The 26,004-nt window shown below is 72.7% G+C and carries 24 protein-coding genes; 18 read left to right on the plus strand and 6 right to left on the minus strand.

The window, feature by feature from the left end:
- The first annotated feature begins 1 nt into the window (after position 1).
- The 4 genes from ACIODU_RS16195 (at position 2) to ACIODU_RS16210 (ending at position 5,873) form a co-directional block, all read left to right on the plus strand.
- On the plus strand, positions 2 to 3,133 hold the full coding sequence (locus tag ACIODU_RS16195; protein WP_401768004.1) for a GNAT family N-acetyltransferase: 3,132 nt from the start codon (positions 2 to 4) through the stop codon (positions 3,131 to 3,133).
- 116 nt (positions 3,134 to 3,249) lie between these two features.
- Positions 3,250 to 3,846, plus strand: coding sequence for a DUF5998 family protein (locus ACIODU_RS16200; RefSeq protein ID WP_356431374.1), 597 nt, complete (start codon positions 3,250 to 3,252; stop codon positions 3,844 to 3,846).
- Entirely contained in the window at positions 3,846 to 5,156 is a 1,311-nt protein-coding gene (locus tag ACIODU_RS16205; protein ID WP_401768006.1) for an alkaline phosphatase family protein, read from the plus strand. The genes ACIODU_RS16200 and ACIODU_RS16205 overlap by 1 nt, the downstream gene beginning before the upstream one ends.
- 66 nt (positions 5,157 to 5,222) lie before the next feature.
- Complete coding sequence (locus tag ACIODU_RS16210) at positions 5,223 to 5,873, plus strand: thymidine kinase (protein ID WP_161309558.1); 651 nt, start codon at positions 5,223 to 5,225, stop codon at positions 5,871 to 5,873.
- Here the strand turns inward: ACIODU_RS16210 and ACIODU_RS16215 are convergent.
- On the minus strand, positions 5,841 to 6,698 hold the full coding sequence (locus ACIODU_RS16215; protein ID WP_401768008.1) for a VOC family protein: 858 nt from the start codon (positions 6,696 to 6,698) through the stop codon (positions 5,841 to 5,843). The genes ACIODU_RS16210 and ACIODU_RS16215 overlap by 33 nt on opposite strands.
- 59 nt (positions 6,699 to 6,757) lie before the next feature.
- Here ACIODU_RS16215 and ACIODU_RS16220 point away from each other — a divergent pair, with 59 nt between their 5' ends.
- The gene (locus ACIODU_RS16220) at positions 6,758 to 7,588 is read left to right on the plus strand and encodes a sulfurtransferase (RefSeq protein ID WP_401768010.1); all 831 of its coding nucleotides are present in this window, start codon (positions 6,758 to 6,760) and stop codon (positions 7,586 to 7,588) included.
- 185 nt (positions 7,589 to 7,773) lie between these two features.
- Here the strand turns inward: ACIODU_RS16220 and sepH are convergent, their stop codons facing one another.
- Complete coding sequence (sepH, locus tag ACIODU_RS16225; RefSeq protein ID WP_401768011.1) at positions 7,774 to 8,811, minus strand: septation protein SepH; 1,038 nt, start codon at positions 8,809 to 8,811, stop codon at positions 7,774 to 7,776.
- Between the two features lie 350 nt (positions 8,812 to 9,161).
- Between sepH and ACIODU_RS16230 the strand changes: the two genes are divergently transcribed.
- Entirely contained in the window at positions 9,162 to 10,067 is a 906-nt protein-coding gene (locus ACIODU_RS16230) for a hypothetical protein (protein ID WP_401768013.1), read from the plus strand.
- Here ACIODU_RS16230 and ACIODU_RS16235 read toward each other — a convergent pair.
- Positions 10,054 to 11,385, minus strand: coding sequence for a D-arabinono-1,4-lactone oxidase (locus ACIODU_RS16235; RefSeq protein WP_401768015.1), 1,332 nt, complete (start codon positions 11,383 to 11,385; stop codon positions 10,054 to 10,056). The two genes, ACIODU_RS16230 and ACIODU_RS16235, sit on opposite strands and share 14 nt — an antisense overlap.
- On the minus strand, positions 11,339 to 12,592 hold the full coding sequence (locus tag ACIODU_RS16240; RefSeq protein WP_401768017.1) for an MFS transporter: 1,254 nt from the start codon (positions 12,590 to 12,592) through the stop codon (positions 11,339 to 11,341). Before ACIODU_RS16240 ends, ACIODU_RS16235 begins: the two co-directional genes overlap by 47 nt.
- 182 nt (positions 12,593 to 12,774) lie before the next feature.
- On the opposite strand from ACIODU_RS16240, the gene ACIODU_RS16245 reads away from it, so the two are divergent.
- Positions 12,775 to 13,902: a ferrochelatase gene (locus tag ACIODU_RS16245; RefSeq protein ID WP_401768019.1), complete on the plus strand. Its 1,128-nt coding sequence runs from the start codon at positions 12,775 to 12,777 to the stop codon at positions 13,900 to 13,902.
- Between the two features lie 98 nt (positions 13,903 to 14,000).
- The gene (locus ACIODU_RS16250) at positions 14,001 to 14,777 is read left to right on the plus strand and encodes an inositol monophosphatase family protein (RefSeq protein ID WP_356431394.1); all 777 of its coding nucleotides are present in this window, start codon (positions 14,001 to 14,003) and stop codon (positions 14,775 to 14,777) included.
- A gap of 177 nt (positions 14,778 to 14,954) precedes the next feature.
- On the opposite strand, the gene ACIODU_RS16255 is transcribed toward ACIODU_RS16250, so the two are convergent.
- Positions 14,955 to 15,128 carry a hypothetical protein gene (locus ACIODU_RS16255; protein WP_401768021.1) on the minus strand — a complete coding sequence of 58 codons (174 nt, stop codon included), beginning with the start codon at positions 15,126 to 15,128 and terminating at the stop codon, positions 14,955 to 14,957.
- A gap of 390 nt (positions 15,129 to 15,518) precedes the next feature.
- Here ACIODU_RS16255 and ACIODU_RS16260 point away from each other — a divergent pair, with 390 nt between their 5' ends.
- The 4 genes from ACIODU_RS16260 to ACIODU_RS16275 all read left to right on the plus strand — a co-directional run bounded on the left by ACIODU_RS16260 (position 15,519) and on the right by ACIODU_RS16275 (position 19,042).
- Positions 15,519 to 16,172: a response regulator transcription factor gene (locus ACIODU_RS16260; protein WP_161312429.1), complete on the plus strand. Its 654-nt coding sequence runs from the start codon at positions 15,519 to 15,521 to the stop codon at positions 16,170 to 16,172.
- A 5-nt stretch (positions 16,173 to 16,177) separates the two neighbouring features.
- A complete protein-coding gene (locus tag ACIODU_RS16265) occupies positions 16,178 to 17,413 on the plus strand; it encodes a sensor histidine kinase (RefSeq protein WP_401768023.1) in 1,236 nt (411 codons plus the stop codon).
- A gap of 405 nt (positions 17,414 to 17,818) precedes the next feature.
- Positions 17,819 to 18,115 (plus strand): DUF4193 domain-containing protein, encoded by a 297-nt coding sequence (locus ACIODU_RS16270; protein ID WP_030350183.1) that lies wholly within the window; start codon positions 17,819 to 17,821, stop codon positions 18,113 to 18,115.
- Positions 18,116 to 18,127: 12 nt separating this feature from the next.
- Entirely contained in the window at positions 18,128 to 19,042 is a 915-nt protein-coding gene (locus ACIODU_RS16275) for a hypothetical protein (RefSeq protein WP_401768024.1), read from the plus strand.
- Between the two features lie 57 nt (positions 19,043 to 19,099).
- Here the strand turns inward: ACIODU_RS16275 and ACIODU_RS16280 are convergent, their stop codons facing one another.
- Positions 19,100 to 19,558: a DUF3093 domain-containing protein gene (locus tag ACIODU_RS16280; RefSeq protein ID WP_401768025.1), complete on the minus strand. Its 459-nt coding sequence runs from the start codon at positions 19,556 to 19,558 to the stop codon at positions 19,100 to 19,102.
- Between the two features lie 132 nt (positions 19,559 to 19,690).
- Here ACIODU_RS16280 and dut point away from each other — a divergent pair, with 132 nt between their 5' ends.
- The 6 genes from dut to ACIODU_RS16310 all read left to right on the plus strand — a co-directional run bounded on the left by dut (position 19,691) and on the right by ACIODU_RS16310 (position 25,918).
- Positions 19,691 to 20,206, plus strand: coding sequence for a dUTP diphosphatase (gene dut, locus ACIODU_RS16285; RefSeq protein WP_327234087.1), 516 nt, complete (start codon positions 19,691 to 19,693; stop codon positions 20,204 to 20,206).
- A gap of 1 nt (position 20,207) precedes the next feature.
- Entirely contained in the window at positions 20,208 to 20,996 is a 789-nt protein-coding gene (locus ACIODU_RS16290; protein ID WP_401768027.1) for a DUF3710 domain-containing protein, read from the plus strand.
- 334 nt (positions 20,997 to 21,330) lie between these two features.
- The gene (gene kdpF, locus ACIODU_RS16295; protein ID WP_167025832.1) at positions 21,331 to 21,420 is read left to right on the plus strand and encodes a K(+)-transporting ATPase subunit F; all 90 of its coding nucleotides are present in this window, start codon (positions 21,331 to 21,333) and stop codon (positions 21,418 to 21,420) included.
- Between the two features lie 3 nt (positions 21,421 to 21,423).
- Positions 21,424 to 23,088 carry a potassium-transporting ATPase subunit KdpA gene (gene kdpA / locus ACIODU_RS16300; protein WP_401768029.1) on the plus strand — a complete coding sequence of 555 codons (1,665 nt, stop codon included), beginning with the start codon at positions 21,424 to 21,426 and terminating at the stop codon, positions 23,086 to 23,088.
- A 26-nt stretch (positions 23,089 to 23,114) separates the two neighbouring features.
- Complete coding sequence (kdpB, locus tag ACIODU_RS16305) at positions 23,115 to 25,241, plus strand: potassium-transporting ATPase subunit KdpB (protein ID WP_401768279.1); 2,127 nt, start codon at positions 23,115 to 23,117, stop codon at positions 25,239 to 25,241.
- 14 nt (positions 25,242 to 25,255) lie between these two features.
- Positions 25,256 to 25,918: a potassium-transporting ATPase subunit C gene (locus ACIODU_RS16310; protein WP_401768031.1), complete on the plus strand. Its 663-nt coding sequence runs from the start codon at positions 25,256 to 25,258 to the stop codon at positions 25,916 to 25,918.
- The last annotated feature ends 86 nt before the right edge of the window (positions 25,919 to 26,004 follow it).

Here is a 26,004-nt window from a genome sequence, read left to right on the forward strand (position 1 = left end):
TATGGAGACGCCGTCGGAGCACGCGTACCCCGGTCACTGGGAAGCGGATGTGGTGCTGCGGGACGGGGGCACCGCCCGCATCAGGCCCATCACGGCCGGCGACGCGGAGCGCCTCGTCAGCTTTTTCGAACAGGTCTCCGACGAATCGAAGTATTACCGTTTTTTCGCGCCCTATCCCCGGCTGTCCGACAAGGACGTCCACCGCTTCACCCACCACGACTACGTGGACCGGGTCGGTCTCGCGGCGACGGTGGGCGGCGAGTTCATCGCGACCGTGCGCTACGACCGCGTCGACGGCCGGGGTCGGTCCGCGTCCGCGCCGGCCGACGAGGCGGAGGTCGCGTTCCTCGTACAGGACGCACACCAGGGGCGGGGGATCGCCTCGGCGCTCCTCGAACACATCGCGGCGGTCGCCAGGGAGCGGGGGATCCGGCGGTTCGCGGCGGAGGTGCTGCCCGCGAACGGCAAGATGATCAAGGTCTTCCGGGACGCCGGGTTCACCCAGAGGCGCAGCTTCGAGGACGGGGCCGTCCACCTGACCCTCGACCTGGAGCCGACCGACGCGTCGCTCGCCGTGCAGCGCGGGCGGGAGCAGCGCGCGGAGGCGCGCTCCGTGCAGCGCCTGCTCGCGCCCGGCTCGGTCGCGGTGATCGGCACGGGGCGTACGCCGGGCGGGGTCGGCCGCACGGTCCTGCGGAACCTCGGGGCCGCGGGCTTCACGGGCCGTACGTACGCGGTGAACGACGCCTTCGCCCCGGACACCCGGGAGCTGGACGGTGTCCCGGCCGTCCGCTCGCTCGTGGAGATCCCCGGCCCCGTCGACCTCGCGATCCTCGCGGTGCCCGCGCGGCGCGTGCCCGAAGCGGTCGCGCGCTGCGGGGAGCACGGCGTCCAGGGGCTGGTGGTCCTCTCCGCCGGATACGCGGAGAGCGGCGACGAGGGGCGCGCGCGCCAGCGCGAACTCGTCCGGCAGGTGCGTTCGTACGGGATGCGCCTCATCGGTCCCAACGCCTTCGGGATCATCAACACCTCTCCGGCCGTACGGCTGAACGCGTCCCTCGCGCCGGAGCCGCCGGCGCGCGGCCGCATCGGGCTGTTCACGCAGTCCGGCTCGATCGGGATCGCGCTGCTGGCGGGCCTGCACCGGCGCGGGGCGCGCCTGTCCACCTTCATCTCGGCGGGCAACCGGGCGGACGTGTCCGGCAACGACTTCCTCCAGTACTGGTACGAGGACCCGGACACCGACGTCGTCCTGATGTACCTGGAATCCCTGGGCAACCCCAGGAAGTTCACCCGCCTCGCCCGCCGCACGGCCGCCGTGAAACCGGTCGTCGCGGTCAAGGGAGCGCGCCACAACGGCAGCGCGCCGCCCGGCCACGCGGTGCCGGTGACCCGCATCCCGGACGCCACGGTCTCGGCGCTGCTGCGCCAGGCGGGCGTGATCCGCGTGGACACGGTGACGGAACTGGTCGACGCGGGCCTCCTCCTCGCGTCCCAGCCCCTCCCGGCGGGCCCCCGTGTCGCGATCCTCGGCAACTCCGAGTCCCTGGGGCTCCTCACGTACGACGCCTGCCTGGCGGAGGGCCTGCGCCCGCTCCCGCCCCGCGACCTGACGACGTCCGCGACCCCGCGGGACTTCCGTACGGCCCTGACCGCGGCGCTGTCGGACCCGTCGTGCGACGCGGTGGTGGTCACGGTGATCCCCCACGTGGGCGAGACGTCCACGCCCCCGCGCCCGGAGACCACGGAGGCGACCGCCCTGGCCCGGGCCCTGAGAGAAGCGACCACCCACACCCCGCCCAAGCCGGTGGCAGTGGTCCACGTGGAACTACCGGACCTCCCGGAGGCCCTCTCGACAACACCCCCACCCCCGACAAGCGCCACCCCCACAACCCCACCCACCCCCGGCGACCCGGAGCCCGCCGGTCGCCGTGGGGCCGCCCCCGCCCCGGCGTCCGCTCCCACGACGCCCACGTCCAGCCCGGCCACGTCCGCGACGGCGCACACCCGTCCGGCCACCCCGGCTCCGGCGGACGGCGGGTCGGCCCAGGGGGCGCCCCGCTCCGGCACCACCGATGGCGACGCCCGCCCGGCCGCCCCGGGCAGCGCGGCGCGCGCCGCTGACGACGGGGGCTCCTCCGCCCCGGGGGCGGCGCCCTCCGGCGGCCCCGGCGACGCCCGCCCGGCCGCCCTCGGCGACCCGGCGCGTGCGGGTCGCGGTCAGGGCGCCCCCGCCCCGGCGGAGCCGTCCGCCGCGCCCCGGACCGTTCCCGCCTACCCCGCGCCCGAGCGGGCCGTGCGTGCCCTTGCCGAGGTGGTGCGGTATGCCGCCTGGCGGCGGGGGATCGCCGAACCGGGGAAGGTGCCCGAGTACGACGACATCGACGAGGCCGGGGCCGGGGCGCTCATCCGGCGGGCGCTCGCGGAAGGGGTGGCCGATCCGCGGGGGGTGAGGCTCGGGGACGACGACACGGTGGAACTGCTCGGGCGGTACGGGATCTCCGTACGGCCGACCCTCCCCGCGCCAGGGCCCGACGCCGCCGCCACCTCCGCCGCGCGGCTCGGCTACCCCGTCGCGCTCAAGACGACCGCGCCCCACCTCCGCCACCGCGCCGACCTCGGCGGCGTCCGGCTCGACCTCGGCGACGAGGCCCAACTCCGCCTCGCGTACGGCGAGCTGAGCGACGCCCTCGGCACCCCCGCCGAACTCCTCCCCGTCGTCCAGTCCATGGCCCCCCGGGGCGTCGACACCGTCGTACGCGCCGCCATCGACCCGGCCGCCGGCGCCGTCCTCTCCTTCGGCCTCGCCGGCGCCGCCTCCGAACTCCTCGGCGACCTCGCCCACCGCCTCGTCCCCGCCACCGACCGCGACGCCGCCGAGCAGATCAGGTCCATCAGGGCCGCCCCGCTCCTGTTCGGCTGGCGCGGCTCCACGCCCGTCGACACCCCCGCCCTCGAAGAACTGCTGCTCCGCGTCTCCCGGCTCGTCGACGACCACCCCGAGATCGTCTCCGTCGACCTCGAACCCGTCGTCGTCGCCACCCACGGACTCTCCGTCCTCGGCGCGGGCGTCCGCCTCGCCCCGCCGCCGGCCCGCGACGACTTCGGCCCGCGCCGCCTGCCGAGCTACTGACGATCCCCCGGACGCAGCCAGGACACAGCCCGGACGCACCCCGGGCACACGGGCCGTCCCGGACCGGGCCCGCACGCCGTCCTCCGGAGCCATCCGGCCACCGTAGGATGGAGCCCATGGCGAAGACCGGTACGACGACCCAGGGGCTGCGCACGGCGATCGAGCGCAGCGGCTACTACCCGGCTCTCGTGGCCGAGGCGGTGGAAGCCGCTGTCGGCGGCGAGCCGATCGTGTCGTACGTGGTGCACCAGGAGACCACCTTCGACGCGAACGAGGTGCGCCGCCACGTCACCGTCCTGGTCCTGACGGCCCACCGCTTCATCGTCAGCCACACCGACGAACAGGCCTCCGACACCAGCTCCCCGACGCCCTACGCCACCACCTCCACCGAATCCGTCAAGATCGACCGCATCTCGTCGGTCGTGGTCAGCAGGGTCGTCGGCAACCCGGAGTCGTACACCCCCGGCACCCTGCCCCGCGAGGTCGTCCTCACCATCGGATGGGGCGCGGTCTCCCGCATCGACCTGGAGCCCGCCGCCTGCGGCGACCCCAACTGCGAGGCGGACCACGGCTATACGGGCAGCTCCACCGCCGACGACCTGAGCCTGCGGGTCAGCGAGGCCGGCGACGGCCCGGACACCGTGCGCCAGACGCTCGCCTTCGCCCAGGCCCTCTCGGAAGCCACCGCGGCCACCGCCGCGACCACGCGCTGATGTCCGCGCAGCCCCCCCGGCCACGGCCCCGGCCCCACCCGCAGCCGGCGCGCCCCCGGCAGCCTCCGACGCCGACCCCGCAGACGGCCTCCCGGCCCGCACAGGCGCACACCCCCGCCCCGGCCCACTGGCCCGACGACCCGGTCCCGCTCGCCCTCGGCACCGCCCCCGTACCGGAGTACGGCAGCGGCTCCCTCGCCGACCTGCTCCCCACCCTCGCCGCCGGACAGGGCGTACCGAACCTGACCGCGGCCATCCCCGAACTCACCCCCGCCGACCGCAACTGCGTCTTCCTGATCGACGGCCTCGGCTGGGAGCAGATCAAGGCCCACCCCGCCGAGGCGCCGTACCTGACCTCGCTGCTCGGCACCTCCCGCGGCTCCACGGGACGGCCGATCACCGCCGGGTTCCCCGCCACCACCGCGACCTCCCTCGCCTCCGTCGGCACCGGCCTGCCGCCCGGCGCGCACGGCCTGCCCGGCTACACCGTCCGCGACCCCGCGACCGGCGCGCTGATGAACCAGCTGCGCTGGCAGCCCTGGACCGCGCCGCACGTCTGGCAGCCGTACCCGACGGTCTTCCAGCTCGCCGACGCGGCCGGCGTGCACACCGCCCAGGTGTCGTCCCCGACGTTCCGGAACACCCCGCTCACCCAGGTCGCGCTGAGCGGCGGCACGTTCCACGGCCGGCTCACCGGCGAGGACCGGATGGACCTCGCCGCCGCCCAACTCGCCGCCGCAGACCGGTCGCTGGTCTACACGTACTACAGCGAGGTCGACGGCAAGGGCCACCGCTTCGGCGTCGACTCCGACGCCTGGCGCGGGCAGTTGATGTACGTCGACCGCCTCGTCCAGCGCCTCGCCGAGCAACTCCCGCCCCGCGCCGCGCTCTACGTCACCGCCGACCACGGCATGATCGACATCCCCTTCGACGACGAGTCGCGCATCGACTTCGACGAGGACTGGGAACTGCGCGCCGGAGTCGCCCTGCTGGGCGGCGAGGGCCGCGCCCGCCACGTGTACGCCGTCCCGGGCGCCGAGGCCGACGTCCTGACCGTGTGGCGCGAGGTGATCGGCGACCGCTTCTGGGTGGCGAGCCGGGACGAGGCCGTCGCGGCGGGCTGGTTCGGCCCGCCGGGCACGGTGGAGGAGCGGGTGTACGGCAGGATCGGCGACGTGGTCGCGGCGGCCCACACCGACGTCGTGATCACCGCCTCGGTGAAGGAGCCCCACGAGTCCGCGATGGTCGGGATGCACGGCTCGATGACCCCCGTCGAACAGCTGGTCCCCCTCCTCGAAGTACGCTCCTAGTCGCCCGGTAGCCCATCGCGCGCCGTGGCGCAGAGTTCCCGTACATCCGAAAGGCCGTCACCCCGCATGCCAGAGCTCGTCTTCTTCTCCGGAACGATGGACTGCGGGAAGAGCACGCTGGCCCTCCAGATCGGGCACAACCGTTCGGCGCGTGGCCTCCAGGGCGTGATCTTCACGCGCGACGACCGGGCCGGCGAGGGCAAGCTGTCCTCGCGTCTGGGCCTGGTCACGGACGCCGTCGAGGCGGACGAGGACATGGACCTGTACGCCTACCTCGTGGACCACATCACCCGCGGCGGCCGCGCCGACCACGTGATCGTGGACGAGGCGCAGTTCCTCGCCCCGCGCCAGATCGACCAGCTCGCCCGGATCGTGGACGACCTCAACCTGGACGTCTTCGCCTTCGGCATCACCACCGACTTCCGTACGAAGCTGTTCCCCGGGTCCCAGCGCCTCATCGAGCTGGCCGACCGGATCGAGGCGCTCCAGGTCGAGGCCATGTGCTGGTGCGGCGCCCGGGCGACGCACAACGCCAGGACGGTCGGCGGCCGGATGGTGGTCGAGGGCGCGCAGGTCGTGGTGGGCGACGTGCACCACTCGACGGGGGACGTCGGGTACGAGGTGCTCTGCCGGCGCCACCACCGGCGCAGGATGACCAGCGCCGCCTCCCACGCGGGCGCCCTGTCACCGGACGTCCTGCCCGTCACCCCCGGCTGACCCCGGGGCCCCGCCCTCCGGTGACCGTACGTCCCGGTCCGGCGACCGTACGATCCCGAAGAGCGCGCCCTCCGGGTCCGTGACGATCGCCGTCCGCCCGTACGCCCCGTCCTCCGGCGCCCGCAGCACCCGGCCGCCCCGCTCGGTCGCCAGCCGCGCCGCCCCGTCCGTGTCGTCGACCTCGAAGTAGACGATCCAGTACGGGTGCCGCTCCCGGAAGCGGCCGCTGCCGATGCCGTGCAGCGAGGCCACCGGCGTCCCCGCCAGCGCCAGCGTCTGGACGTCCGGCCCCGGACCGTCGCCGCCCGCGCCGTCGCCGCCGGCGCGCTCGTCGTACGCGAACAGTCCCCGGTAGAACGCGCCGATGGACGCCGTCTCCGGCGTGATCAGCTCGCACCAGACGGGGGTGCCGTGCGGCCCCGTGAGCATCGTGCCGGGGTGGGTGCCCGGCTCCCAGGTCCCGAAGAGCGCGCCCGCCGGGTCCAGTGCGATGGTGAGCCGCCCGGCCAGCCCCGCCGCCAGGGGCGGGACCGCGACCGTGCCGCCGTTGGTCCTGATCGCGCTCGCCGTCGCGTCGGCGTCGTCCGTGGCCAGGTACGTCGTCCAGCAGACGTGGAGCATCGGGTTCGGCTGGAGCTGGCCGATGCCCGCGATCTCGTGGTCGCCGATCCGGCCCCGCATGTAGAGGCCCAGCTCGGGCGGCCCCTGCGCGAACTCCCAGCCGAACAGAGGGCCGTAGAACGCCTCGGCACCGGGCACGTCGTGCACCATCAGGTTGACCCAGCAGGGGGTGCCGGGCGTGGCCCGGACCGGTGCGTCGGACATCGTCACTGCTCCTCGGACCGTGGTCGTGGCCGTAGGGAAGGATGCGCGAGGATGCATCCATGACTGCCATCATCTCCGCCGCCCAACTCGCGGGCGAGTCAGCCGGGCCGCGACCGCCCGTCCTCCTGGATGTGCGCTGGAGCCTGGGCGGCCCTCCCGGGCGTCCCGCGTACGACGCGGGGCACCTGCCGGGTGCCGTCTACATCGACCTCGACACGGAGCTGGCGGGCCCGGCCGGCGCCGGCGGCCGGCACCCGCTGCCGGGCGTGGCGGCCTTCGGCGCGGTGATGCGCCGGGCCGGCGTCTCGGCGGACACGCCCGTGGTCGTGTACGACGGCGGGCAGGGCTGGGCGGCGGCCCGCGCGTGGTGGCTGCTGCGCTGGGCGGGCCATCCGGACGTACGGGTCCTGGACGGCGGCCTCGCGGCCTGGACCGGCCCGCTCTCCACCGACACCCCGTCCCCGGCCGAGGGCGACTTCGCGCCGGTGCCGGGCGGGATGCCGCTGCTGGACGCGGACGGCGCGGCGGCGCTGGCGGACGAGGGCCTGCTGCTGGACGCGCGGGCGGCGGAGCGCTATCGCGGGGACGTGGAGCCGATCGACCGGGTCGGCGGCCACATCCCGGGCGCGGTGTCCGCCCCGACGACGGAGAACGTGGCCGAGGACGGCCGCTTCCTGCCCGCCGACCGCCTTTCCGCCCGGTTCGGCGCGCTGGGAGCCGCCGAGGAGACCGGGAACGTGGGCGTGTACTGCGGCTCGGGCGTCTCCGGGGCCCATGAGGTGCTGGCCCTGGAGATCGCCGGACACCGGGCGGCCCTGTACGCGGGCTCCTGGTCGGAGTGGTCCTCGGACGAGTCCCGCCCGGTCGCCACGGGCCCGGACCCGCGCTAGGGCGTGTGCCCGATCCGTACGACGGCTGGAGCCCGATCCCGTACGACGGCGTGAGTCCGGCCCGTACGGCAGGAGGAGCGCGTACGGCAGGAGGATCCCGTACGACCGAAGGAGCGCCGCCCACGCGCGGGCGGCGCTCCTCCACGGTCTCCGACCAGCTCCGCCGGTCTCCCGGCCGGTCCCGGCTAGTCCTGTTTCTTCCGTCTCGTACCGAACACGATCTCGTCCCAGCTCGGCACCGCCGCCCGGCGGCCCGGGCGGACGCCGTCCGCCTCCGCCTGGCGGTCCGTCGTGCCCGTGAGCCGGTCGCGATGACCCGTCACGGACCGGGGCATCAGCACGTCCGCGTACGCCGAACCGGCCCCCGCCGACGCGGCGGGCGCGACCGGCTCCTCCTCGTCGTCCGGGGCCGGCCCTGGATCGGCGTCGGGCGGGTCCGGCGGCGCGGGCCGCTCGGGCACGACCATGTCGCCCCGGAAGCTGGGCACCGCCTCCAGCAGGCTGGTCAGCGAGTCCCGCTCGCTCTCGTCCGACTCGGGCAGCGAGGCCCGCTCGGGCCCCCGGTCCAGCGCGCGGTCCATCGGCCGGTCACGCGGCAGCCGGGCGATCCGGGGCACGAACGGGAAGCTCGGCTCCTTCGTGGCGAGCGTGTCGTCCGTGTCCCCGATCAGCGCGCGCGCCTCGTCGTCGACGGCCTGGACGAGCCGCCGGGGCGGGTCGTACGTCCAGCTCGCCGAGTGCGGCTCACCCGCGACCAGGTAGACGAGCAGGACTTCCCACGTGCCGTCGTCGCGGCGCCAGGAGTCCCACTGGACGGTCTCCTTCTCGGCGCCACGCAGGGTCAGCCGCTCCTGCACGGCCTCGCCGAGCTGGGGTCCCGCGTTCTCGCCGGGCCGGCGTACGGGGGTCTTCCTGGCCCGTTCGGCCATGAAGGCGCGCTCCGCCAGCACCGGGCCCTCGAACCGGCGGACCCGGTCCACCGGGATGCCGGCGTGCTGCGCGACCTCCTCGGCGGAGGCGCCGGCCCGTATCCGGGCCTGGATGTCACGAGGCCGGAGATGGCTCTCCACCTCGATCTCGATCTGGCCGAGCCGGGCGCGGTCGTTGCGGACGGCGGCCCGGAGCCGCTCGTCGATCGGAAGCGTGTATTCCGTGCTGTCCGCAGCCTTGAGCACCAGTCGTGTGCCGTCGTTGGAGACGGCCACGACACGCAGTTCGGGCATGGGGACCTCCCGGGTGGTGCCTGCCGACGTCACGTGCGTCGCTGCTTCCGCTAGTCGAGTGTGGCCTGCCCGGGTGCAGCCTGCCACAACCTTGCCGTGCTGCCCGGCGTGTCGGGCAAGTGACCTGGATCGCGGGAGTCCGGCCCCAGGGCTCGCCACAGTACTCCATTTGGGCCATGCGGGTGGAGCGGCACGCCGCTCAAGTTCTCCACCGGCGGGGGAGTTGGGCCCGGGCATCCCTCACACGTGCGTGTCAAGCTTCACACAATCCACAGAAGCGGAACGATTCCCTTCGCTCAACGGTCCCTTCCTGGTGCAGGGTGGGACAGATGGGTCGGCAGGGGGTGGAGATGGACCAGAGGAAGACCGGCGGCAGGGACAGGGACGAGGACCGGGGGGAGAACGACGCGAAACCGACACAGAAGCGGCTGGATCTGAGCGTGCCGCAGGTCGCGGGCAGCGCGGTGGCGGCGATCACGGCGGCCGTCCTCGCCTCCCAGCTCGGCGTGTACGGCACGATCATCGGCGCCGGCGTCGTCAGCGTGGTCGCCACCTGCGGGGCGTCGGTCTTCCAGCACGTCTTCCGCCGCACCGGCGAGCGGATACGCGTGGTCACGGTCCAGGCGAAACCGAAGGGCCGTCAGGTCCCGGCCGACCCGCCGTCGCTACGGAAGGCCCCACCGCGCGGGATCCCGGACGGCGACTTCGGCCGCACGGCCGGGGGGTCCGGCCCAGCGGCAGGAGAGTTCGGCAGGGCCACCGGGGAGTTCGGCGAGGCCACCGTCCACGGCACCCGGGTCCGTGGATGGAAGCGCCCGGTCCGGGCGGCCGTGGTGGTCTTCCTGGTGGCGATGATCGGCATCACCGGCTTTGAACTGGTCTCGGGCCACGACCTGAGCGGCGGCAAGGGGACCACGGTCGGGACCGCCGTCGGCGGCGGCCACCACCGGTCCTCGCCCTCCCGGTCACCCGGCGGCACCCGCGCCCCGGCCCGGGACCCGGGGAGCACGCCCGGCACGGACAGCGGTGGCGGATCGGGCGGCGGTACGGCCCCGGCCCCGCCGCCTGCGTCGGGCACCACCTCCGGCGGAGGTACGGGCCAGGACGGCGGCGGCACCCCGCCCGCGTCCCCGTCCCCGACGCCCTCGCACTCCACCCTCACCCCGCCCCCGGCGACCCCGCCCGCCGCGTCACCCCCGGCGAAGACCCCGGACACGACCCCGGCCGCGCCCCCGGCGGGCGTCAGTCCCCGATGACCCGCCGCAGATAGTCGTTCCCGAACAGCCGGTCCGGGTCGAGCCGGTCCCGTACCGCCGTGAACTCCGCGAAGCGCGGATACACCCCCGCGAGGTACGCCGCGTCCCGGGTGTGGACCTTGCCCCAGTGCGGCCGGCCGCCGTACGCGATCATGATCCGCTCCACCGCCGTGAAGTACGCGCGGTGCGGCGTGCCCCGGTACAGGTGCACCGCGATGTACGCGCTCTCCCGCCCCGACGCCGTCGACAGCGGGATGTCGTCCGCCGGTGCCGTCCGGATCTCCACCGGGAAGCTGATCTTCAGCGGCGACCGCTCGACCATCGCCCTGACCTCGCGCAACGCCTCCACCACGTGCTCCCGGGGGAGGGCGTACTCCATCTCCAGAAAACGCACCCGGCGCGGAGAAGTGAAGACCTTGTAAGGGATGTCCGTATACGTACGGGCCGACAGGACGCGGCTGGAGACCCGCGCGAGCGGCGGGACGACCATGGGAACGGCCTTGCCGACCGCACAGACGACCTCGAAGAGACCGTTGGCGAGGAACTCGTCCTCCACCCAGCCGCCCACCCGGCCCAGCGGGGCGGGCAGGCCGGCGCTGCGGTTGTTCCGCTTGGTACTGCAATTCCCGGTGTGCGGGAACCAGTAGAACTCGAAGTGCTCGTTCTCCGCGACGTGCTGGTCGAACTCCGCCGTGACCCGGTCGAAGCTCATCGGCTCCTCACGCGCCGTCAGCAGGAAGACCGGCTCGACGGCGAACGTGACCGCCGTGATCACCCCCAGCGCGCCCAGGCCGACCCGCGCGGCGGCGAACACGTCCGCGTTCTCCTCCGCCGAGCACCGCAGCAGCGAACCGTCCGCGGTGAGCAGCTCCAGGGCGCGTACCTGCGCGGCGATCGACGCCGACTCGCGGCCGGTGCCGTGCGTGCCGGTGGATATCGCGCCCGCGACGGTCTGTTCCATGATGTCGCCCATATTGGTGAGCGACAGACCCTCCCGCGCCAGCGCCGCGTTCAGCCGCTTCAGCGGGGTGCCCGCCTCGACCGTGACGGTGACCGGGCTGCCGGTCCTGTCGATCTCCCGGATGCCGGTGAGCAGGTCGGGCCGTATCCGTACCCCGTCGGTGGCCGCCACGGCGGTGAACGAGTGCCCCGTGCCGCCGGCCTTCACCTTCAGCCCGTCGGCGGCGGCCCTGCGGACGACCGCGGACAGCTCGTCCACGGAGGCGGGGGAGACGGTACGGGCGGGCCGTGCGGTGACGTTCCCCGCCCAGTTACGCCACGCGGTCCTGCTCGTCGTGCCTGTACGGTCGTCGCTCATCCGGCCCGTGCCCTCCCCGAACAGTGACCGGCTCGCGCAGCCGGCGGTACCCCAGGAACGCCACCGCGGCCGCGAGCGCTCCCGCCACGGCGGGCACCGCGTACCCCGCGCGGGGCCCGGCCTCGTCCACCACCCGGCCGGCGGTCGAGGCGCCGAGCGCGACCCCGACCGCGAGCCCGGTGGTCGTCCAGCTCATGCCCTCGGTCAGCTTGCTGCGCGGTACGTGTGCTTCGACGAGGGCCATGGTGCTGACCATCGTCGGTGCGACGGACAGGCCCGAGACAAAGAGCGCCACGGCCAAGAACGGCAGGTTCCCGGCCAGTTGGAGGGGGATCATACTCAGCGCCATCACGCCGACGCCCACCACCCACCCCCGGGCGGGCGGCCCCTTCACGTGTACCAGCCCGAACACCATCCCCGCCAGGCACGATCCGCCCGCGTAGCCCGCGAGCACCAGACTGGCCGCGGCCTTGTGCCCCCGCTCCTCCGCGAAGGCGACCGTCACCACGTCCACGGCGCCGAAGATCGCCCCCGTCGCGACGAAGGTGGCCACCAGCACCCGCAGCCCGGGGGAGCGCAGCGCGCCGCCGCGAATGTGCCGCTCGCGCGGCTGCGGTACGGGTTCGGTCGCGCGCTGCGCCGTCAGCCAGAGCACCCCGGCCACCAGGAAGACCCCGGCGAGCAGCGGGCCCGCTTCCGGGAACCACGCGGTGGAGAGCCCGATGGAGACGACGGGGCCGACGATGAAGCACAGCTCGTCCATGATCGATTCCCACGCGTGCGCGGTGTGCAGGGCGCGGGGCGAGCCGCGCAGGATCGCCGCCCAGCGGGCCCGGACCATCGCCCCGACGCCCGGCATGCAGCCCCCGGCCCCGGCGAAGACGAACAGGGTCCACTCCGGGGCGCCCCGCTGGGCGCAGACCAGCAGGCCCGCGATGCCCGTCGCGGCGACCAGGGTCGCCGGGCGCAGCACCCGCCGCTGCCCGTACCGGTCGGCCAGCCGGGCGATCTGCGGGCCCGCCACGGCCTCGGCGGCGGCGAGGGTGGCGGCCAGCGCGCCCGCCAGGCCGTACCGCCCGGTGAGCTGGGAGACCATCGTCACGACGCCGATGCCGAGCATGGCGAAGGGCAGCCGGCCGAGCAGGCCGGCGGCGCTGAAACGCCTGGTCCCGGGAGCGGCGAAGATCGAGCGGTAGGAACTGGGCACGCGGCGCTCCGGCAGGGACACGCTCAGGGAATCGCTGAGGCCGCCACAGCCTACGACCGGATCCCGGGCGCGCCCATCGCTTTTTCCGCCGCGGGTCCGCGGTACCGGCCCGGGTGGCCCGAAGGCGGCGCCCCGGGGGCGGCGGTGGTCCGCCGTCCCCCGGCGGATGGCAGGATCAAAACATGCCCGAACAGCACCCCACCACCCCGTACGACGCCCTCCTCCTGTTGTCCTTCGGCGGCCCCGAAGGACCGGACGACGTGGTTCCGTTCCTGGCCAACGTGACCAAGGGCCGCGGCATCCCCGAGGAGCGGCTCAAGGAAGTGGGCAAGCACTACTTCCTGTTCGGGGGCGTCAGCCCGATCAACGAACAGAACCGCGCCCTCCTGGACGCGCTGCGCGAGGACTTCGCCGCCCACGGCGTGGACCTGCCGGTCTACTGGGGGAACCGGAACTGGGCGCCCTACCTCACCGACACCCTGCGGGAGATGGCCAAGGACGGCCGGCGCCGGATCGCCGTCCTCGCCACCAGCGCGTACGCCTCCTACTCGGGCTGCCGGCAGTACCGCGAGAACCTCGCCGACGCCCTCGCCACCCTCGCCGCCGAGGGCATCGAGCCGCCCCGCGTGGACAAGCTGCGGCACTACTTCAACCACCCCGGCTTCCTGCGCCCCATGACCGACAGCGTGATCGCCTCCCTGGCCGACCTGCCCGAGGACGTACGGGCGGGCGCGCACCTCGCCTTCACCACCCACTCCGTCCCGGTCGCGGCGGCCGACACCTCGGGCCCCGTGGAGGAGCACGGCGAGGGCGGCGCGTACGTCGCCCAGCACCTCGACGCGGCGCGGGTGATCGTGGAGGCCGTCCGCGCGGAGACCGGCGTCGAGCACCCCTGGCGGCTCGTCTACCAGTCGCGCAGCGGCGCCCCCCACATCCCCTGGCTCGAACCGGACATCTGCGACCACCTGGAGGCGCTGAGCGAACAGGGCGTCCCCGCCGTCGTGATGGCACCCATCGGCTTTGTCTCGGACCACATGGAGGTCCTGTACGACCTCGACACCGAGGCCGCCGCCAAGGCCGCCGAGCTGGGCCTGCCCGTCCGCCGCTCGGCCACCGTGGGCGCGGACCCGCGCTTCGCCGCGGCCGTACGCGATCTCCTGCTGGAGCGGGCCGCCGCCGAACGGGGGCAGCCGGTGGAGCGCTGCGCCCTGGGCGCGCTCGGTCCCAGCCACGACCTCTGCCCGGTCGGTTGCTGCCCGGCCCGGGCCCCGCGGCCCGCCGCCGCGGGCGCCGACAGTCCGTACGCCTGAAGGAGCCCGCTGTGACCGACGCCCCGCACGACCCCGCGCACGACGCCCCGCACGACGTACCCGCCGGCGCCCCGGCCACCGACCCCCTCGCGGGTGAACTGCTGGCCCTGGCCCTGGAGGCGGCCCGGCGGGCGGGCGCGCTCCTGCGCGACGGCCGGCCCGACGACCTCGCCGTCGCCGCCACGAAGTCCAGCCCCATCGACGTGGTCACCGAGATGGACATCGCCGCCGAGAAGCTGATCACCGGCTACCTGACCGAACACCGCCCCGACGACGGCTTCCTCGGCGAGGAGGGCGCCAGCTCGGCGGGCACCAGCGGCATCCGCTGGGTCATCGACCCGCTGGACGGCACGGTGAACTACCTCTACGGCCTGCCGACCTGGTCCGTCTCCATCGCCGCCGAGCGCGACGGGGAGCGGCTGGCGGGCGTGGTGGAGATCCCGATGCGCCGCGAGACCTTCCGGGCAGTCCTTGGCGGCGGCGCCTTCCTCAACGACCGGCCGGTCCGCTGCCGCCCGGCGCCGCCGCTGGAGCGCGCCCTGGTGTCGACGGGCTTCAACTACGTCACCACCGTCCGCGCCCACCAGGCGGACGTCGCCCACCGGCTGATCCCGCGGCTCAGGGACATCCGGCGGGGCGGCTCGGCCGCCGTGGACCTCTGCGACGTCGCGGCGGGCCGGCTGGACGGCTACTACGAACGCGGACTGCACCCGTGGGACCTGGCGGCCGGGGACCTGATCGCGCGGGAGGCGGGCGCGCTCACGGGCGGCCGGCCCGGCGAGCGGCCGGCCTGGGACCTGACGGTGGCCGCCCCGCCCGGTGTGTTCGAGCCGCTCCAGGCACTGCTGGAGGAGTACGGCGCCTGGCACGACTGAGCCGCCCGGACACACGGAACAGCCCCGGCGCCGTCCCCTCGGCACCGGGGCTGTTCTCTGGTGTGTTCATCAATGTGATGCGTGTGGTTCGTGTGTTTTCTCAGAAGTGTTCATCAGTGGTATGCGTCGGTATTCGTCGTACGGGGTTTGTCGTACGCGATTTGTCGTACGGGCCGGTCAGACGATGGCCGCGCCGACCTCCACGCCATGTTCCGCGGCGAGCCGGCGCAGATCGTCCAGCTCTTCCTGCTCGACGTCCGCGAGGAAGTCGTCTCCCGCTTCCCGGGCATGGGTGAGATCGGTTTCCGTGGCCTTTATACGCTGAAGCAGCCCTGCGGTGAATGCGTCCATTGCGCCCCCTCGTCGTGGGTCAGTGGCACGGGGGTGTGCCGACGTCGTGGTCGATGGCACGGGGGTGTGCCGACGGCGGGTGATCACGCGCCCACTGCCTTCTGGGGGGCAGTTGTGGGACCTGACATGCCACAAACAGGGCGTGATCTCGGGATGTGAAGTCGTTTTCCCCAGGCTCCGTCTTCAAGAAACCTCAACTCTTCAAAGAATCCTGAGTATTCCCGTCGTCCCCGGTGGGGGCCGGTGAGGGCGCCCGGCCGTGCGGCGGCGGGGGCCCGGTCTCGTCTTACCGCCGGTTTACGGGCGTAGCGGGCAGGATGGGGGCGCACACCCAGTGCGACGACCTGCCCTGATCCCAGGTGACGGGCGACCAGAGGAAGGAACAGCGCCGTGCGCGTACTCGTCGTCGAGGACGAGCAACTGCTCGCCGATGCGGTGGCCACCGGACTGCGCCGGGAGGCCATGGCCGTCGACGTCGTGTACGACGGAGCGGCCGCCCTGGAGAGGATCGGGGTCAACGACTACGACGTGGTGGTGCTCGACCGCGACCTCCCCCTGGTCCACGGCGACGACGTCTGCCGCCGGATCGTGGAGCTGGGGGTGCCCACCCGGGTCCTCATGCTCACCGCCTCGGGCGACGTCAGCGACCGGGTCGAGGGCCTGGAGCTGGGCGCGGACGACTACCTGCCCAAGCCCTTCGCCTTCACCGAGCTGACCGCCCGCGTCCGCGCGCTCGGCCGGCGGACGACGGTGCCGCTGCCGCCCGTCCTGGAGCGCTCGGGGATCAAGCTCGACCCGAACCGCCGCGAGGTCTTCCGGGAGGGCAAGGAGATCCAGCTCGCCCCCAAGGAGTTCGCGGTGCTGGAGGTCCTGATGCGCAGCGAGGGCGCGGTCGTCTCGGCCGAGCAGCTGCTGGAGAAGGCGTGGGACGAGAACACGGACCCGTTCACGAACGTCGTGCGCGTCACGGTCATGACCCTGCGCCGCAAGCTGGCGGAACCGCCCGTGATCGTCACGGTCCCCGGTTCGGGCTACCGGATCTGACGCCGGTGGCGACCAACCCGGTGCCGCCCTCGGCACCTCCGAAGCCCACCTGGGACCCCAGGCGGCCCGACCAGACGCTGCCGTGGGTGCGTCCGACGATCCGTATACGTCTCACGCTGCTGTACGGCGGGATGTTCCTGATCGCCGGGATCCTGCTGCTCTCGATCATCTATCTGCTCGCGGCGCAGGCCCTGCACGTGGGCAGCAACCTCCCCTTCAAGATCGTCTCCGGGTCGGTGAGCAGCGACACCTGTACGTTCCCCAACGACCGGCCCACCCCCGACGAGTTCAACGCGGCGATCAACAGCTGCGTCAACCACCAGCGCGCCCAGGCGCTCGACGACCTGCTCACCCGCTCGCTGTTCGCCCTGGTGGGCCTGAGCATCATCGCGTTCGCCTTCGGGTACGCGATGGCGGGCCGCGTGCTCTCGCCGCTGGGCCGGATCACCCGTACCGCACGCCGCGTGGTCGGCTCCGACCTCTCCCGGCGGATCGAGCTGGACGGCCCGGACGACGAGCTGAAGGAGCTCGCCGACACGTTCGACGAGATGCTGGAGCGGCTGGAGCGCGCCTTCACCGCGCAGCAGCGCTTCGTCGCGAACGCGTCCCACGAGTTGCGTACGCCCCTCGCGATCAACCGGACCCTGCTGGAGGTCCACCTCTCGGACCCGGGCGCGCCCAGTGAACTCCAGCAGCTCGGCAAGACGTTGCTGGCCACGAACGAACGCAGCGAGCAGCTGGTGGAGGGCCTGCTGCTGCTCGCCCGCAGCGACAACCAGCTCGTGGAGCGAAAACCGGTCGATCTCGCCGAGGTGGCCACGCGCGCGGTCGACCAGACCCTCTCCGAGGCCCAGGGGAAGAACGTGGTCATCCGCGGGGAGCGGGCGCCCGCGGTCGTCCAGGGCAACGGGGTCCTGCTGGAGCGGATCGCGCTGAACCTGGTCCAGAACGCCGTCCGGTACAACGTGCCGGAGGACGGCTGGGTGGAGGTCACGACCGCGCTGGAGCCGGGACAGGCGGTCCTGGTGGTGTCGAACACCGGGCCGGTCGTTCCCGCGTACGAGATCGACAATCTCTTCGAGCCGTTCCGCCGGCTCCGTACCGAAAGGACCGGCAGCGACAAGGGCGTGGGCCTCGGCCTGTCGATCGCCCGGTCAGTGGCCCGGGCCCACGGCGGCCGTATCATCGCGGAGCCCCGCGAGGGCGGTGGCCTCGTGATGCGGGTCACCCTCCCGGTCTGAGATGCTGCTCGCGGCATTCCGGACGAGGCTGGCTTTTGTTCGCTTTGCGCGGAATTTTCGGGGCCCCTGCCCGGTTGGGGGTTGTGTGATCGATCACAGGGTCGAATTCACGCCCATCCACTCTCTGTGATCAAGCCACCTTCGGAAAGCCGGTAAAGTCCGGGTTTCCAGGGCCCCGGATCACGGGAAGTACACGGGGTGGCGCCCGTGTAGCACGACCTCAGGACCGTGTACGGTCCCCTTCGCCACCCGCAGTCGATCACTCAGCAGGAGTGCGATTGGGTGTCGATTGAGTAACAGACCTTGATGTGAGGCAAAATCTCCGCCTCAGGTCGGGCACAAGTCCGGCCTCTCACGCGTTACGTGCGCTGGAGACACCACAGAAACCCAGAGGGGGAGAGCGACATGGCAACGGATTACGACACCCCACGCAAGACCGATGACGACGTCGATCAGGACAGCCTTGAGGAACTGAAGGCCCGTCGGAACGACAAGTCGACCTCGGCGGTCGACGTCGACGAGTTCGAGCAGGCTGAAGGCCTGGAGCTGCCCGGCGCGGATCTCTCCAACGAGGAGCTTTCCGTCCGTGTGCTGCCCCGTCAGGCCGACGAGTTCACCTGCATGAGCTGCTTCCTGGTGCACCACCGCAGCCAGTTGGCCAGGGAGAAGAACGGTCAGCCCATCTGCCGCGACTGCGACTAGGGAGGGCCGGCCGTGACAGGCGACTCACCGTCTTGGAAACGGCGCTTCGGCCCTGCGGGTCCACCGGAGGCGTTCGAGAGCGGCTCAGGCCCGGCAGGAGGCCCTCAGCCTCCCGCCGAGCACTCCGCTCTCCTGCCCCTTCCGGGCCCGGACGACGACGAGCGAGACCCCCGGGTCTCGCTCGAAGCGGCCCAGGACGACCACGACGGCCCCAGGACCAAGGGCCGGCGCCTGGCAGCCGTCACACGGGGAGTACGCAAAGGAGGCGTGGGCGCCAAGGCGGCGCTCGGCCATCTCGCCGACCGGATCATCGAGAACGCTCCTCGGGTCCCGGTCCGCGATCTGGCGACGCTTCGCCGCCAGTTCCCGGGTCTCGGACCCGAGGAACTGGCCGACAAGCTGATCGCGGGCGCCGCGAACAGCAGTTCGACGGTGGGCGCGGGCATCGGCGCGGCGGCGATGCTGCCCGTGCCGCCCGCGATGCCCGCCGAGCTGGCGGCGGAGATCACCGCCGTCGCCGCGATCGAGCTCAAGCTCATCGCGGAGCTGCACGAGGTCTACGGACAGCGCCCGCCCGGCACCACCAAGGAGCGCGCCGTCGCCTATCTGACCGCGTGGACGGAGGAGCGCGGTGTCGACGTCACGCGTCCGTCGACGATCAACAGCGCGCTGAGCGGCCGGATGAAGCGCGAACTGCGCCAGCAGATCATGAAGCGCACCGTCCGCAGCCTGCCGAACCTGGTCCCGTTCATGATCGGCGCCGCCGTCGGCGCGATGATGAACCGCCGTGACACCCAGAAGGTCGCGGGGCGCGTCCGCAAGGACCTGCGCTCCCGGCAGGTGCCGTGGGACGCGCTGCCCGAGCTGCCGCCGCTGGAGCAGCCCAGGGAACTGCCGCCGGAGCTGCCCAAGGAGCTGGGGCCCTGAGCCCGCCGCCCGGGCCCCGGGCCGGCCGTCCGAGCCGGCCGGCCCCGGTGGCGGTGCTCAGCCCGTCCGTACCGCTTCCAGTGCCGCCGCCAGCGCCCGCGGGTTCCTGGTGGACAGGTAGAGGTACGGAGTCGCGTCGTCCGGATCCGTGACCGTGACCCGCAGCGCGGTCGGCACATAGCTGCGGAGCAGCATGAAGGCCCGCGGATCGGCCTTGTGCAGCCGCCAGGCGCGCGCCTCCTCCTCGTCCAGCTCCTCGGCCTCGCCGAGCGCCGTCACCGGGATCCGGGCGTCGCCCGCGACGAGGGAGTCCGCCACGACCCGGATCCGCACGGACCCGTACGAGCTGACCAGCACGGCGGCGAAGGCCCCCGCGACGATCACTCCGCCCAGCAGCGGCAGTGGTCCGAGAGGCAGCAGGATCAGACCGCCCGCGACCCCGGTGAGGGCGGCGATCGCCCACCAGGAACGGGGCGCGGTCAGACGTTCGTCGTAGCGCGTGGCGGATGGCTCCATGGGCGCAAGCTTGGCACGGTGCTGTCCGGGGACCACCGCGCGGGTAAGGTCTGCGGCTGTGAGTAACGTGCCGCCGCTGTTCCGCCACCGGCGGACCACGCCGGGCGCCCCCCGCGCCGCCGAGGTGAACCCATGAGCCGTCCCCCCGTTGACGTCCTGATCCGCCGGGTCGATCCCGAGGTCCCGCTGCCCGCGTACGGGCATCCCGGCGACGCCGGGGTCGATCTGGTGACCACCGAGGCCGCCGAGCTGGCCCCCGGTGAGCGGGCCGTGCTGCCGACGGGGGTGTCGATCGCCCTGCCCGACGGGTACGCGGCCTTCGTGCACCCGCGCTCGGGGCTCGCCGCCCGCTGCGGTGTCGCCCTGGTGAATGCCCCGGGGACCGTGGATGCCGGGTACCGTGGAGAGATCAAGGTGATCCTCGTCAATCTCGATCCGCGCGAGGGTGTGCGGTTCGAACGATTGGACAGGATTGCCCAATTGGTCGTCCAGCAGGTCGAGAAGGTGCGCTTCCACGAGGTGGCGGAGCTTCCCGGCTCCGCGCGGGCCGAAGGGGGCTTCGGGTCCACCGGGGGCCACGCCTCCGTGGGCGGCGCACAGGGTGGGAATCGATACGCTTCGGTCGTATCAGACCGGGAAGGACAGTAACGTGTTCGGTCGCAAGAAGAGTGGTTCCGCAGAGGACGCGGCGGACGCGGCAGGCGAGGCCGAGCAGTTCGACGGCGTTGGCGGCGTTGACGGCGCCGACGCGGACGACAGCGAGGCCGCGTCGGGCTCCCGCCGGGTGAATCTTCCCCCGGCCCCCCGCCCCGACGGCCCCTGGGACATCTCGGAGGTCTCCAAGCCCGACGAGGGCCGGGTGGACCTGGGCGGCATCTTCGTGCCCGGGGTCGACGGCATGGAGCTGCGCGTCGAGGTCGCCGGTGACGCGATCGTCGCCGCCACCATCGTCCTGCGCGACAGCGCGGTCCAGCTCCAGGCTTTCGCGGCGCCCAAGAAGGAAGGCATCTGGGGCGAGGTGCGCGAGGAGATCGCCTCCGGCATCACCCAGCAGGGCGGCGTCATCGACGAGGTCGAGGGCCCCCTGGGCTGGGAGCTGCGCGCCCAGGTGCCCGTACAGCTGCCGGACGGCACCGGCGGCATCCAGCTGGTGCGCTTCATCGGGGTCGACGGCCCCCGCTGGTTCCTGCGCGGGGTGATCTCCGGCCAGGGTGCCGTCCAGCCCCAGGCGGCGGGCCTCCTGGAGCAGATCTTCCGGGACACCGTCGTCGTGCGCGGTGACGGACCGATGGCGCCGCGTGACCCGATCGTCCTCAAGCTGCCCGACGACGCGCAGATGGTCGCCGAGGGTGTCCAGCAGGAGGAGCAGGAAGGATCCCGCTTCTCCGGTGGCATGGGCTCGCTCCAGCGCGGTCCCGAGATCACCGAGGTGCGCTGACCTCCGCCGTACCAGCTCGCCCGACGTGTGGCCGGTGGGCCGCACCCCTTCCCAGGGGTGCGGCCCACCGGCCTTTCCCCTGCCTCTCGGATGCCGGTCCCGGGTCCTTCCCCGGCGATCACGGGCGCGTCCGTAAGGAGTCCGTCAAGCCGGCGCCCGGGGACGTATGGGAGCCGTCAACAATCGCGGGACCGCTCCGCACAGGAGGTTTCCTCAGGAAGTCACATTTCCCGGAAATCATCTAGGAGCACACGATGGCCGACGTGGCCTTCGTCGTCACCACGATCGCGGTCTTCGCGCTGGTGGCCCTCATCGCCAAGGCGGTCGCGAAGCTATGACCGCCGAGAACATCGCCGGCCTGGTCGTGGCCGTCGCCCTGCTGGGCTATCTCGTCCTCGCCCTCCTCTTCCCGGAGAGGTTCTGAGTGATGGGTCCCGTTCCCGCCGGCGTGCTCCAGGTGGTCGCGCTCGCCGTCGCCCTCGGTCTGGCGTACCGCCCCCTCGGCGACTACATGGCAGGCGTCTACAGCTCGTCCAAGCACCTCAGGGTCGAGAAAGCCGTCTACCGGATCATCGGCGCCGACCCCACCACCGAGATGCGCTGGCCCGCCTATCTGCGCGGCGTCCTCGCCTTCTCCGCGGTGAGCGTCCTCTTCCTCTACCTGCTCCAGCGGGTCCAGGGCGGACTGCCCGGCTCGCTGGGCTTCTCCTCCATCGACCCGGACCAGGCGTTCAACACCGCCGCGTCCTTCGTCTCCAACACCAACTGGCAGTCGTACTACGGCGAACAGGCCATGGGCCACGTCGTGCAGACCGGCGGCCTCGCCGTCCAGAACTTCCTCTCGGCCGCCGTCGGCATGGCCGTCGCGGTGGCGCTGGTACGGGGCTTCGCCCGCTCCCGCACCGGTGAGCTGGGCAACTTCTGGTCGGACCTGGTGCGCGGCACCGTACGGATCCTGCTGCCGATCGCCGTCGTCGGCGCGATCGTCCTGGTGGCCTGCGGCGCGATCCAGAACTTCGCGGGCATCCACGAGGTCGGCCAGTTCACCGGCGGCTCGCAGCAGTGGAACGGCGGCGCCGTCGCCTCCCAGGAGGCCATCAAGGAGCTGGGCACCAACGGCGGCGGCTACTTCAACGCCAACTCCGCCCACCCCTTCGAGAACCCCAACGGGATCTCCAACCTCTTCGAGATCTTCCTGATCCTGCTCATCCCGTTCGCCCTGACCCGCACCTTCGGCCGCATGGTCGGCAGCGTCAGGCAGGGGTACGCGATCCTCGCCGCCATGGTGGTGATCTGGATCGGCTTCACCGCCCTGATGCTGTGGACGGAGTTCCACCACGGCGGAACCGCGTTCCAGGACGCGGGCGGCGCCCTGGAGGGCAAGGAGACCCGCTTCGGGGTCGGCGGCTCGTCAATCTTCGCGGTGGCCACCACCCTCACCTCCACCGGCGCGGTCAACGCCTTCCTCTCCTCGTTCACCGGCTACGGCGGCGGCATCGCCCTGCTCGGCATGCAACTGGGCGAGGTGGCGCCGGGCGGGGTCGGCTCCGGCCTCTACGGGATCCTGATCATGGCGCTCATCGCGGTGTTCCTCGCCGGGCTGATGGTCGGCAGGACCCCCGAGTACCTGGGCAAGAAGATCGGCACCCGCGAGATCAAGTTCGCCGCGCTCTACATCCTGATCACCCCGGCGCTGGTCCTGGGCTTCACCGCCGCGGCCATGGCCCTGCCCACCCCGGGCCACTCCATGACCAACTCCGGCGCGCACGGCTTCTCCGAGATCCTGTACGCGTACACCTCGGCGGCCAACAACAACGGCTCGGCGTTCGCCGGGCTCAACGCCGACACCCAGTGGTTCAACACCACCCTCGGCATCGTCATGCTGCTCGGCCGCTTCCTCCCCATGGTGTTCATCCTCGCCCTGGCCGGTTCGCTCGCCGAACAGAAACCGGTGCCCGAGACGCTGGGCACCCTCCGTACCCACAAGCCGCTCTTCGTCGGGCTGCTCGTCGGCACGATCCTGATCGTCACCGCTCTGACCTACTTCCCGGCGCTGGCCCTGGGCCCGCTGGCCGAGGGGCTGGGGTCATGAGCGCCCGTCCCGAGCACGAGGATCCGATGTCCACTGCCACTCCGACCCGTGCGCCGCACAGCGACATACCCGGCGGCCACGGCCCGGGGGACGGCCGCGTCGGCGGGGGTCTGTTCGATCCCAAGCAGCTGATCACGTCCTTCCCCGAGGCGGTGCGCAAGCTCGACCCAAGGGTGATGGTCAAGTCGCCCGTGATGTTCGTGGTCGAGGCCGGCTCCGTCCTCACCACCGTCCTGGCCCTCACCGACCCGGGGGACTGGTTCGGCTGGGCCATCGCCGCCTGGCTCTGGCTGACCACGATCTTCGCCAACCTGGCGGAGGCCGTCGCCGAGGGGCGCGGCAAGGCGCAGGCGGACACCCTGCGCCGGGCCAAGACCGAGACCGTCGCCCGCAGGCTTGTGGAGAGGAACCCCGCGAGCCCCGCCGAGGAGCGGGTGCCCGGCACCGAGCTGCGCATCGGTGACCTGGTCGTCTGCGAGGCCGGGGACATCATCCCCGGGGACGGGGACGTCGTCGCGGGGGTCGCCTCCGTGGACGAGTCCGCCATCACCGGTGAGTCCGCGCCCGTCATCCGCGAGTCCGGGGGCGACCGCTCGGCCGTCACCGGCGGTACGAAGGTCCTCTCCGACCGGGTCGTCATCACGATCACGACCAAGCCCGGCGAGACCTTCATCGACCGCATGATCAAGCTGGTCGAGGGCGCGGCCCGGCAGAAGACGCCCAATGAGATCGCGCTGAACATCCTGCTCGCGTCCCTCACGATCGTCTTCCTGATCGCCGTCGTCACCCTCCAGCCGTTCGCCGTCTACGCGGGCGCCGGCCAGTCCCTGATCGTGCTGACGGCCCTGCTGGTCTGCCTCATCCCGACCACCATCGGCGCCCTGCTCTCGGCGATCGGCATCGCGGGCATGGACCGGCTGGTGCAGCGCAACGTGCTCGCCATGTCGGGCCGGGCCGTCGAGGCCGCGGGGGACGTCTCCACACTCCTGCTGGACAAGACCGGCACCATCACCCTCGGCAACCGGCAGGCCGCCGAGTTCGTCCCGGTCGCCGGAGTGACGGCCGCCGAACTCGCGGACGCCGCCCAGCTCTCCTCGCTGGCCGACGAGACCCCCGAGGGCCGGTCCGTGGTGGTCCTCGCCAAGGAGCGGTACGGGCTCCGCGAGCGCGGCCGGGGCGAGCTGGCCGGCGCCGAGTGGGTCGCCTTCACCGCCCAGACCCGGATGTCGGGCGTCGACCTCACGGAGCACGGCGCCACCCGCCGTATCCGCAAGGGAGCCACCGGCTCCGTCGTCGCCTGGGTCGAGCAGAGCGGCGGCCGCGCCTCCGCCGAGGCCAGGACGCTCACCGAGCGGATCTCCACGGCCGGCGGCACCCCGCTGCTGGTCGCCGTGGCGGACGCCGCGGGCCCCCGGGTCCTCGGGGTGATCCACCTCAAGGACGTCGTCAAGGAGGGCATGCGGGAACGATTCGCCGAGCTGCGCCGCATGGGCATCAAAACCGTCATGATCACGGGCGACAACCCGCTGACCGCACGGGCCATCGCCGAGGAGGCGGGTGTCGACGACTTCCTCGCCGAGGCCACCCCCGAGGACAAGATGGCCCTCATCAAGCGGGAACAGGCCGGCGGCAAGCTCGTCGCCATGACCGGCGACGGCACGAACGACGCCCCGGCGCTGGCGCAGGCCGACGTGGGGGTGGCCATGAACACCGGCACCTCGGCCGCCAAGGAGGCCGGGAACATGGTGGACCTGGACTCCAACCCCACCAAGCTCATCGAGATCGTGGAGATCGGCAAGCAGCTGCTCATCACGCGCGGCGCGCTCACGACCTTCTCCATCGCCAACGACGTCGCGAAGTACTTCGCGATCATCCCCGCGATGTTCGCGGTCGCCTACCCCAGCCTGGACCGGCTCAACGTCATGGACCTGTCCTCGCCCGAGTCCGCGATCCTCTCCGCCGTCGTCTTCAACGCGCTGGTCATCGTGGCGCTGGTGCCGCTCGCCCTGCGGGGCGTGCGCTACCGGCCGACGAGCGCCGACCGGATGCTCAGGAGAAACCTGGGGATCTACGGCCTCGGCGGGCTGATCGCCCCGTTCGTCGGGATCAAGATCATCGACCTGCTCCTCTCCCTCATCCCCGGCATCGGGTGAACGGCATGTCTCTCATGAACAGCTCCGCAAGCGGCGGCGCACGGCTCCTCGGGGCCGCCCTGCGCGCCCTCCTCGTCCTCACCGTCCTGTGCGGGGTGCTCTACCCGCTGGCCGTCACCGGCGTCGCCCAGGGCCTCTTCCCCCACCGGGCGAACGGCTCCGAGGTGACCTCGGACGGCCGGGTCGTCGGCTCCTCGCTCATCGGCCAGCGCTACGACCTGCCGCTGAAGAAGGGCCAGGAGACCCCCGCGCCGGACCTCAGGTGGTTCCAGCCGCGCCCCTCCAACGGCCTGGGCGCCAACTCGGTCAACACCCAGTACAAGCTGATCCTGTCCGGGGCGACCAACCGCTCCGGCGACAATGAAGAGCTGATCCAGTGGGTCAAGGACGCCAAGGCCGCCGTGGTGAAGGACAACTCCGTCCCCGGCCACCCGGTCAAGCCCTCCGAGGTGCCGCCCGACGCGGTGACCTCCTCCGGCTCGGGCCTCGACCCGGACATCTCACCGGCTTACGCCAGGCTCCAGGTGAACCGGGTGGCGGAGCGCAACCACCTCACCGCCGCACAGGTCGGCCGGCTGGTCGCGGACCACACCGACGGGCGCGCGCTCGGCTTCATCGGCGAGCCCACGGTGAACGTCCTCGCCCTCAACACCGCCCTGAAGGAACTGGCCGGCTGACCGCGCCAGGACATCCTCACGGCCGTCCGGCCCGCGGCGACCACCACGGGCCGGACGCGCCGGAGCGTACGGAAGACGACAATGGG

The organism is Streptomyces sp. NPDC088261 (genome assembly GCF_044740805.1).
Classification (GTDB): domain Bacteria; phylum Actinomycetota; class Actinomycetes; order Streptomycetales; family Streptomycetaceae; genus Streptomyces.

What these genes read in the sequence shown, in the direction of transcription:
- ACIODU_RS16310 (WP_401768031.1), top strand. Translation starts at nt 25,256, where the DNA reads ATGAACAGCTCCGCAAGCGGCGGCGCACGGCTCCTCGGGGCCGCCCTG.
- kdpA (WP_401768029.1), top strand. Translation starts at nt 21,424, where the DNA reads ATGGGTCCCGTTCCCGCCGGCGTGCTCCAGGTGGTCGCGCTCGCCGTC.
- ACIODU_RS16200 (WP_356431374.1), top strand. Translation starts at nt 3,250, where the DNA reads ATGGCGAAGACCGGTACGACGACCCAGGGGCTGCGCACGGCGATCGAG.
- kdpF (WP_167025832.1), top strand. Translation starts at nt 21,331, where the DNA reads ATGACCGCCGAGAACATCGCCGGCCTGGTCGTGGCCGTCGCCCTGCTG.
- ACIODU_RS16230 (WP_401768013.1), top strand. Translation starts at nt 9,162, where the DNA reads ATGGACCAGAGGAAGACCGGCGGCAGGGACAGGGACGAGGACCGGGGG.
- sepH (WP_401768011.1), bottom strand. Translation starts at nt 8,811, where the DNA reads ATGCCCGAACTGCGTGTCGTGGCCGTCTCCAACGACGGCACACGACTG.
- ACIODU_RS16280 (WP_401768025.1), bottom strand. Translation starts at nt 19,558, where the DNA reads ATGGAGCCATCCGCCACGCGCTACGACGAACGTCTGACCGCGCCCCGT.
- dut (WP_327234087.1), top strand. Translation starts at nt 19,691, where the DNA reads ATGAGCCGTCCCCCCGTTGACGTCCTGATCCGCCGGGTCGATCCCGAG.
- ACIODU_RS16195 (WP_401768004.1), top strand. Translation starts at nt 2, where the DNA reads ATGGAGACGCCGTCGGAGCACGCGTACCCCGGTCACTGGGAAGCGGAT.
- kdpB (WP_401768279.1), top strand. Translation starts at nt 23,115, where the DNA reads ATGTCCACTGCCACTCCGACCCGTGCGCCGCACAGCGACATACCCGGC.
- ACIODU_RS16270 (WP_030350183.1), top strand. Translation starts at nt 17,819, where the DNA reads ATGGCAACGGATTACGACACCCCACGCAAGACCGATGACGACGTCGAT.
- ACIODU_RS16235 (WP_401768015.1), bottom strand. Translation starts at nt 11,385, where the DNA reads ATGAGCGACGACCGTACAGGCACGACGAGCAGGACCGCGTGGCGTAAC.
- ACIODU_RS16205 (WP_401768006.1), top strand. Translation starts at nt 3,846, where the DNA reads ATGTCCGCGCAGCCCCCCCGGCCACGGCCCCGGCCCCACCCGCAGCCG.
- ACIODU_RS16245 (WP_401768019.1), top strand. Translation starts at nt 12,775, where the DNA reads ATGCCCGAACAGCACCCCACCACCCCGTACGACGCCCTCCTCCTGTTG.
- ACIODU_RS16210 (WP_161309558.1), top strand. Translation starts at nt 5,223, where the DNA reads ATGCCAGAGCTCGTCTTCTTCTCCGGAACGATGGACTGCGGGAAGAGC.
- ACIODU_RS16220 (WP_401768010.1), top strand. Translation starts at nt 6,758, where the DNA reads ATGACTGCCATCATCTCCGCCGCCCAACTCGCGGGCGAGTCAGCCGGG.
- ACIODU_RS16255 (WP_401768021.1), bottom strand. Translation starts at nt 15,128, where the DNA reads ATGGACGCATTCACCGCAGGGCTGCTTCAGCGTATAAAGGCCACGGAA.
- ACIODU_RS16215 (WP_401768008.1), bottom strand. Translation starts at nt 6,698, where the DNA reads ATGTCCGACGCACCGGTCCGGGCCACGCCCGGCACCCCCTGCTGGGTC.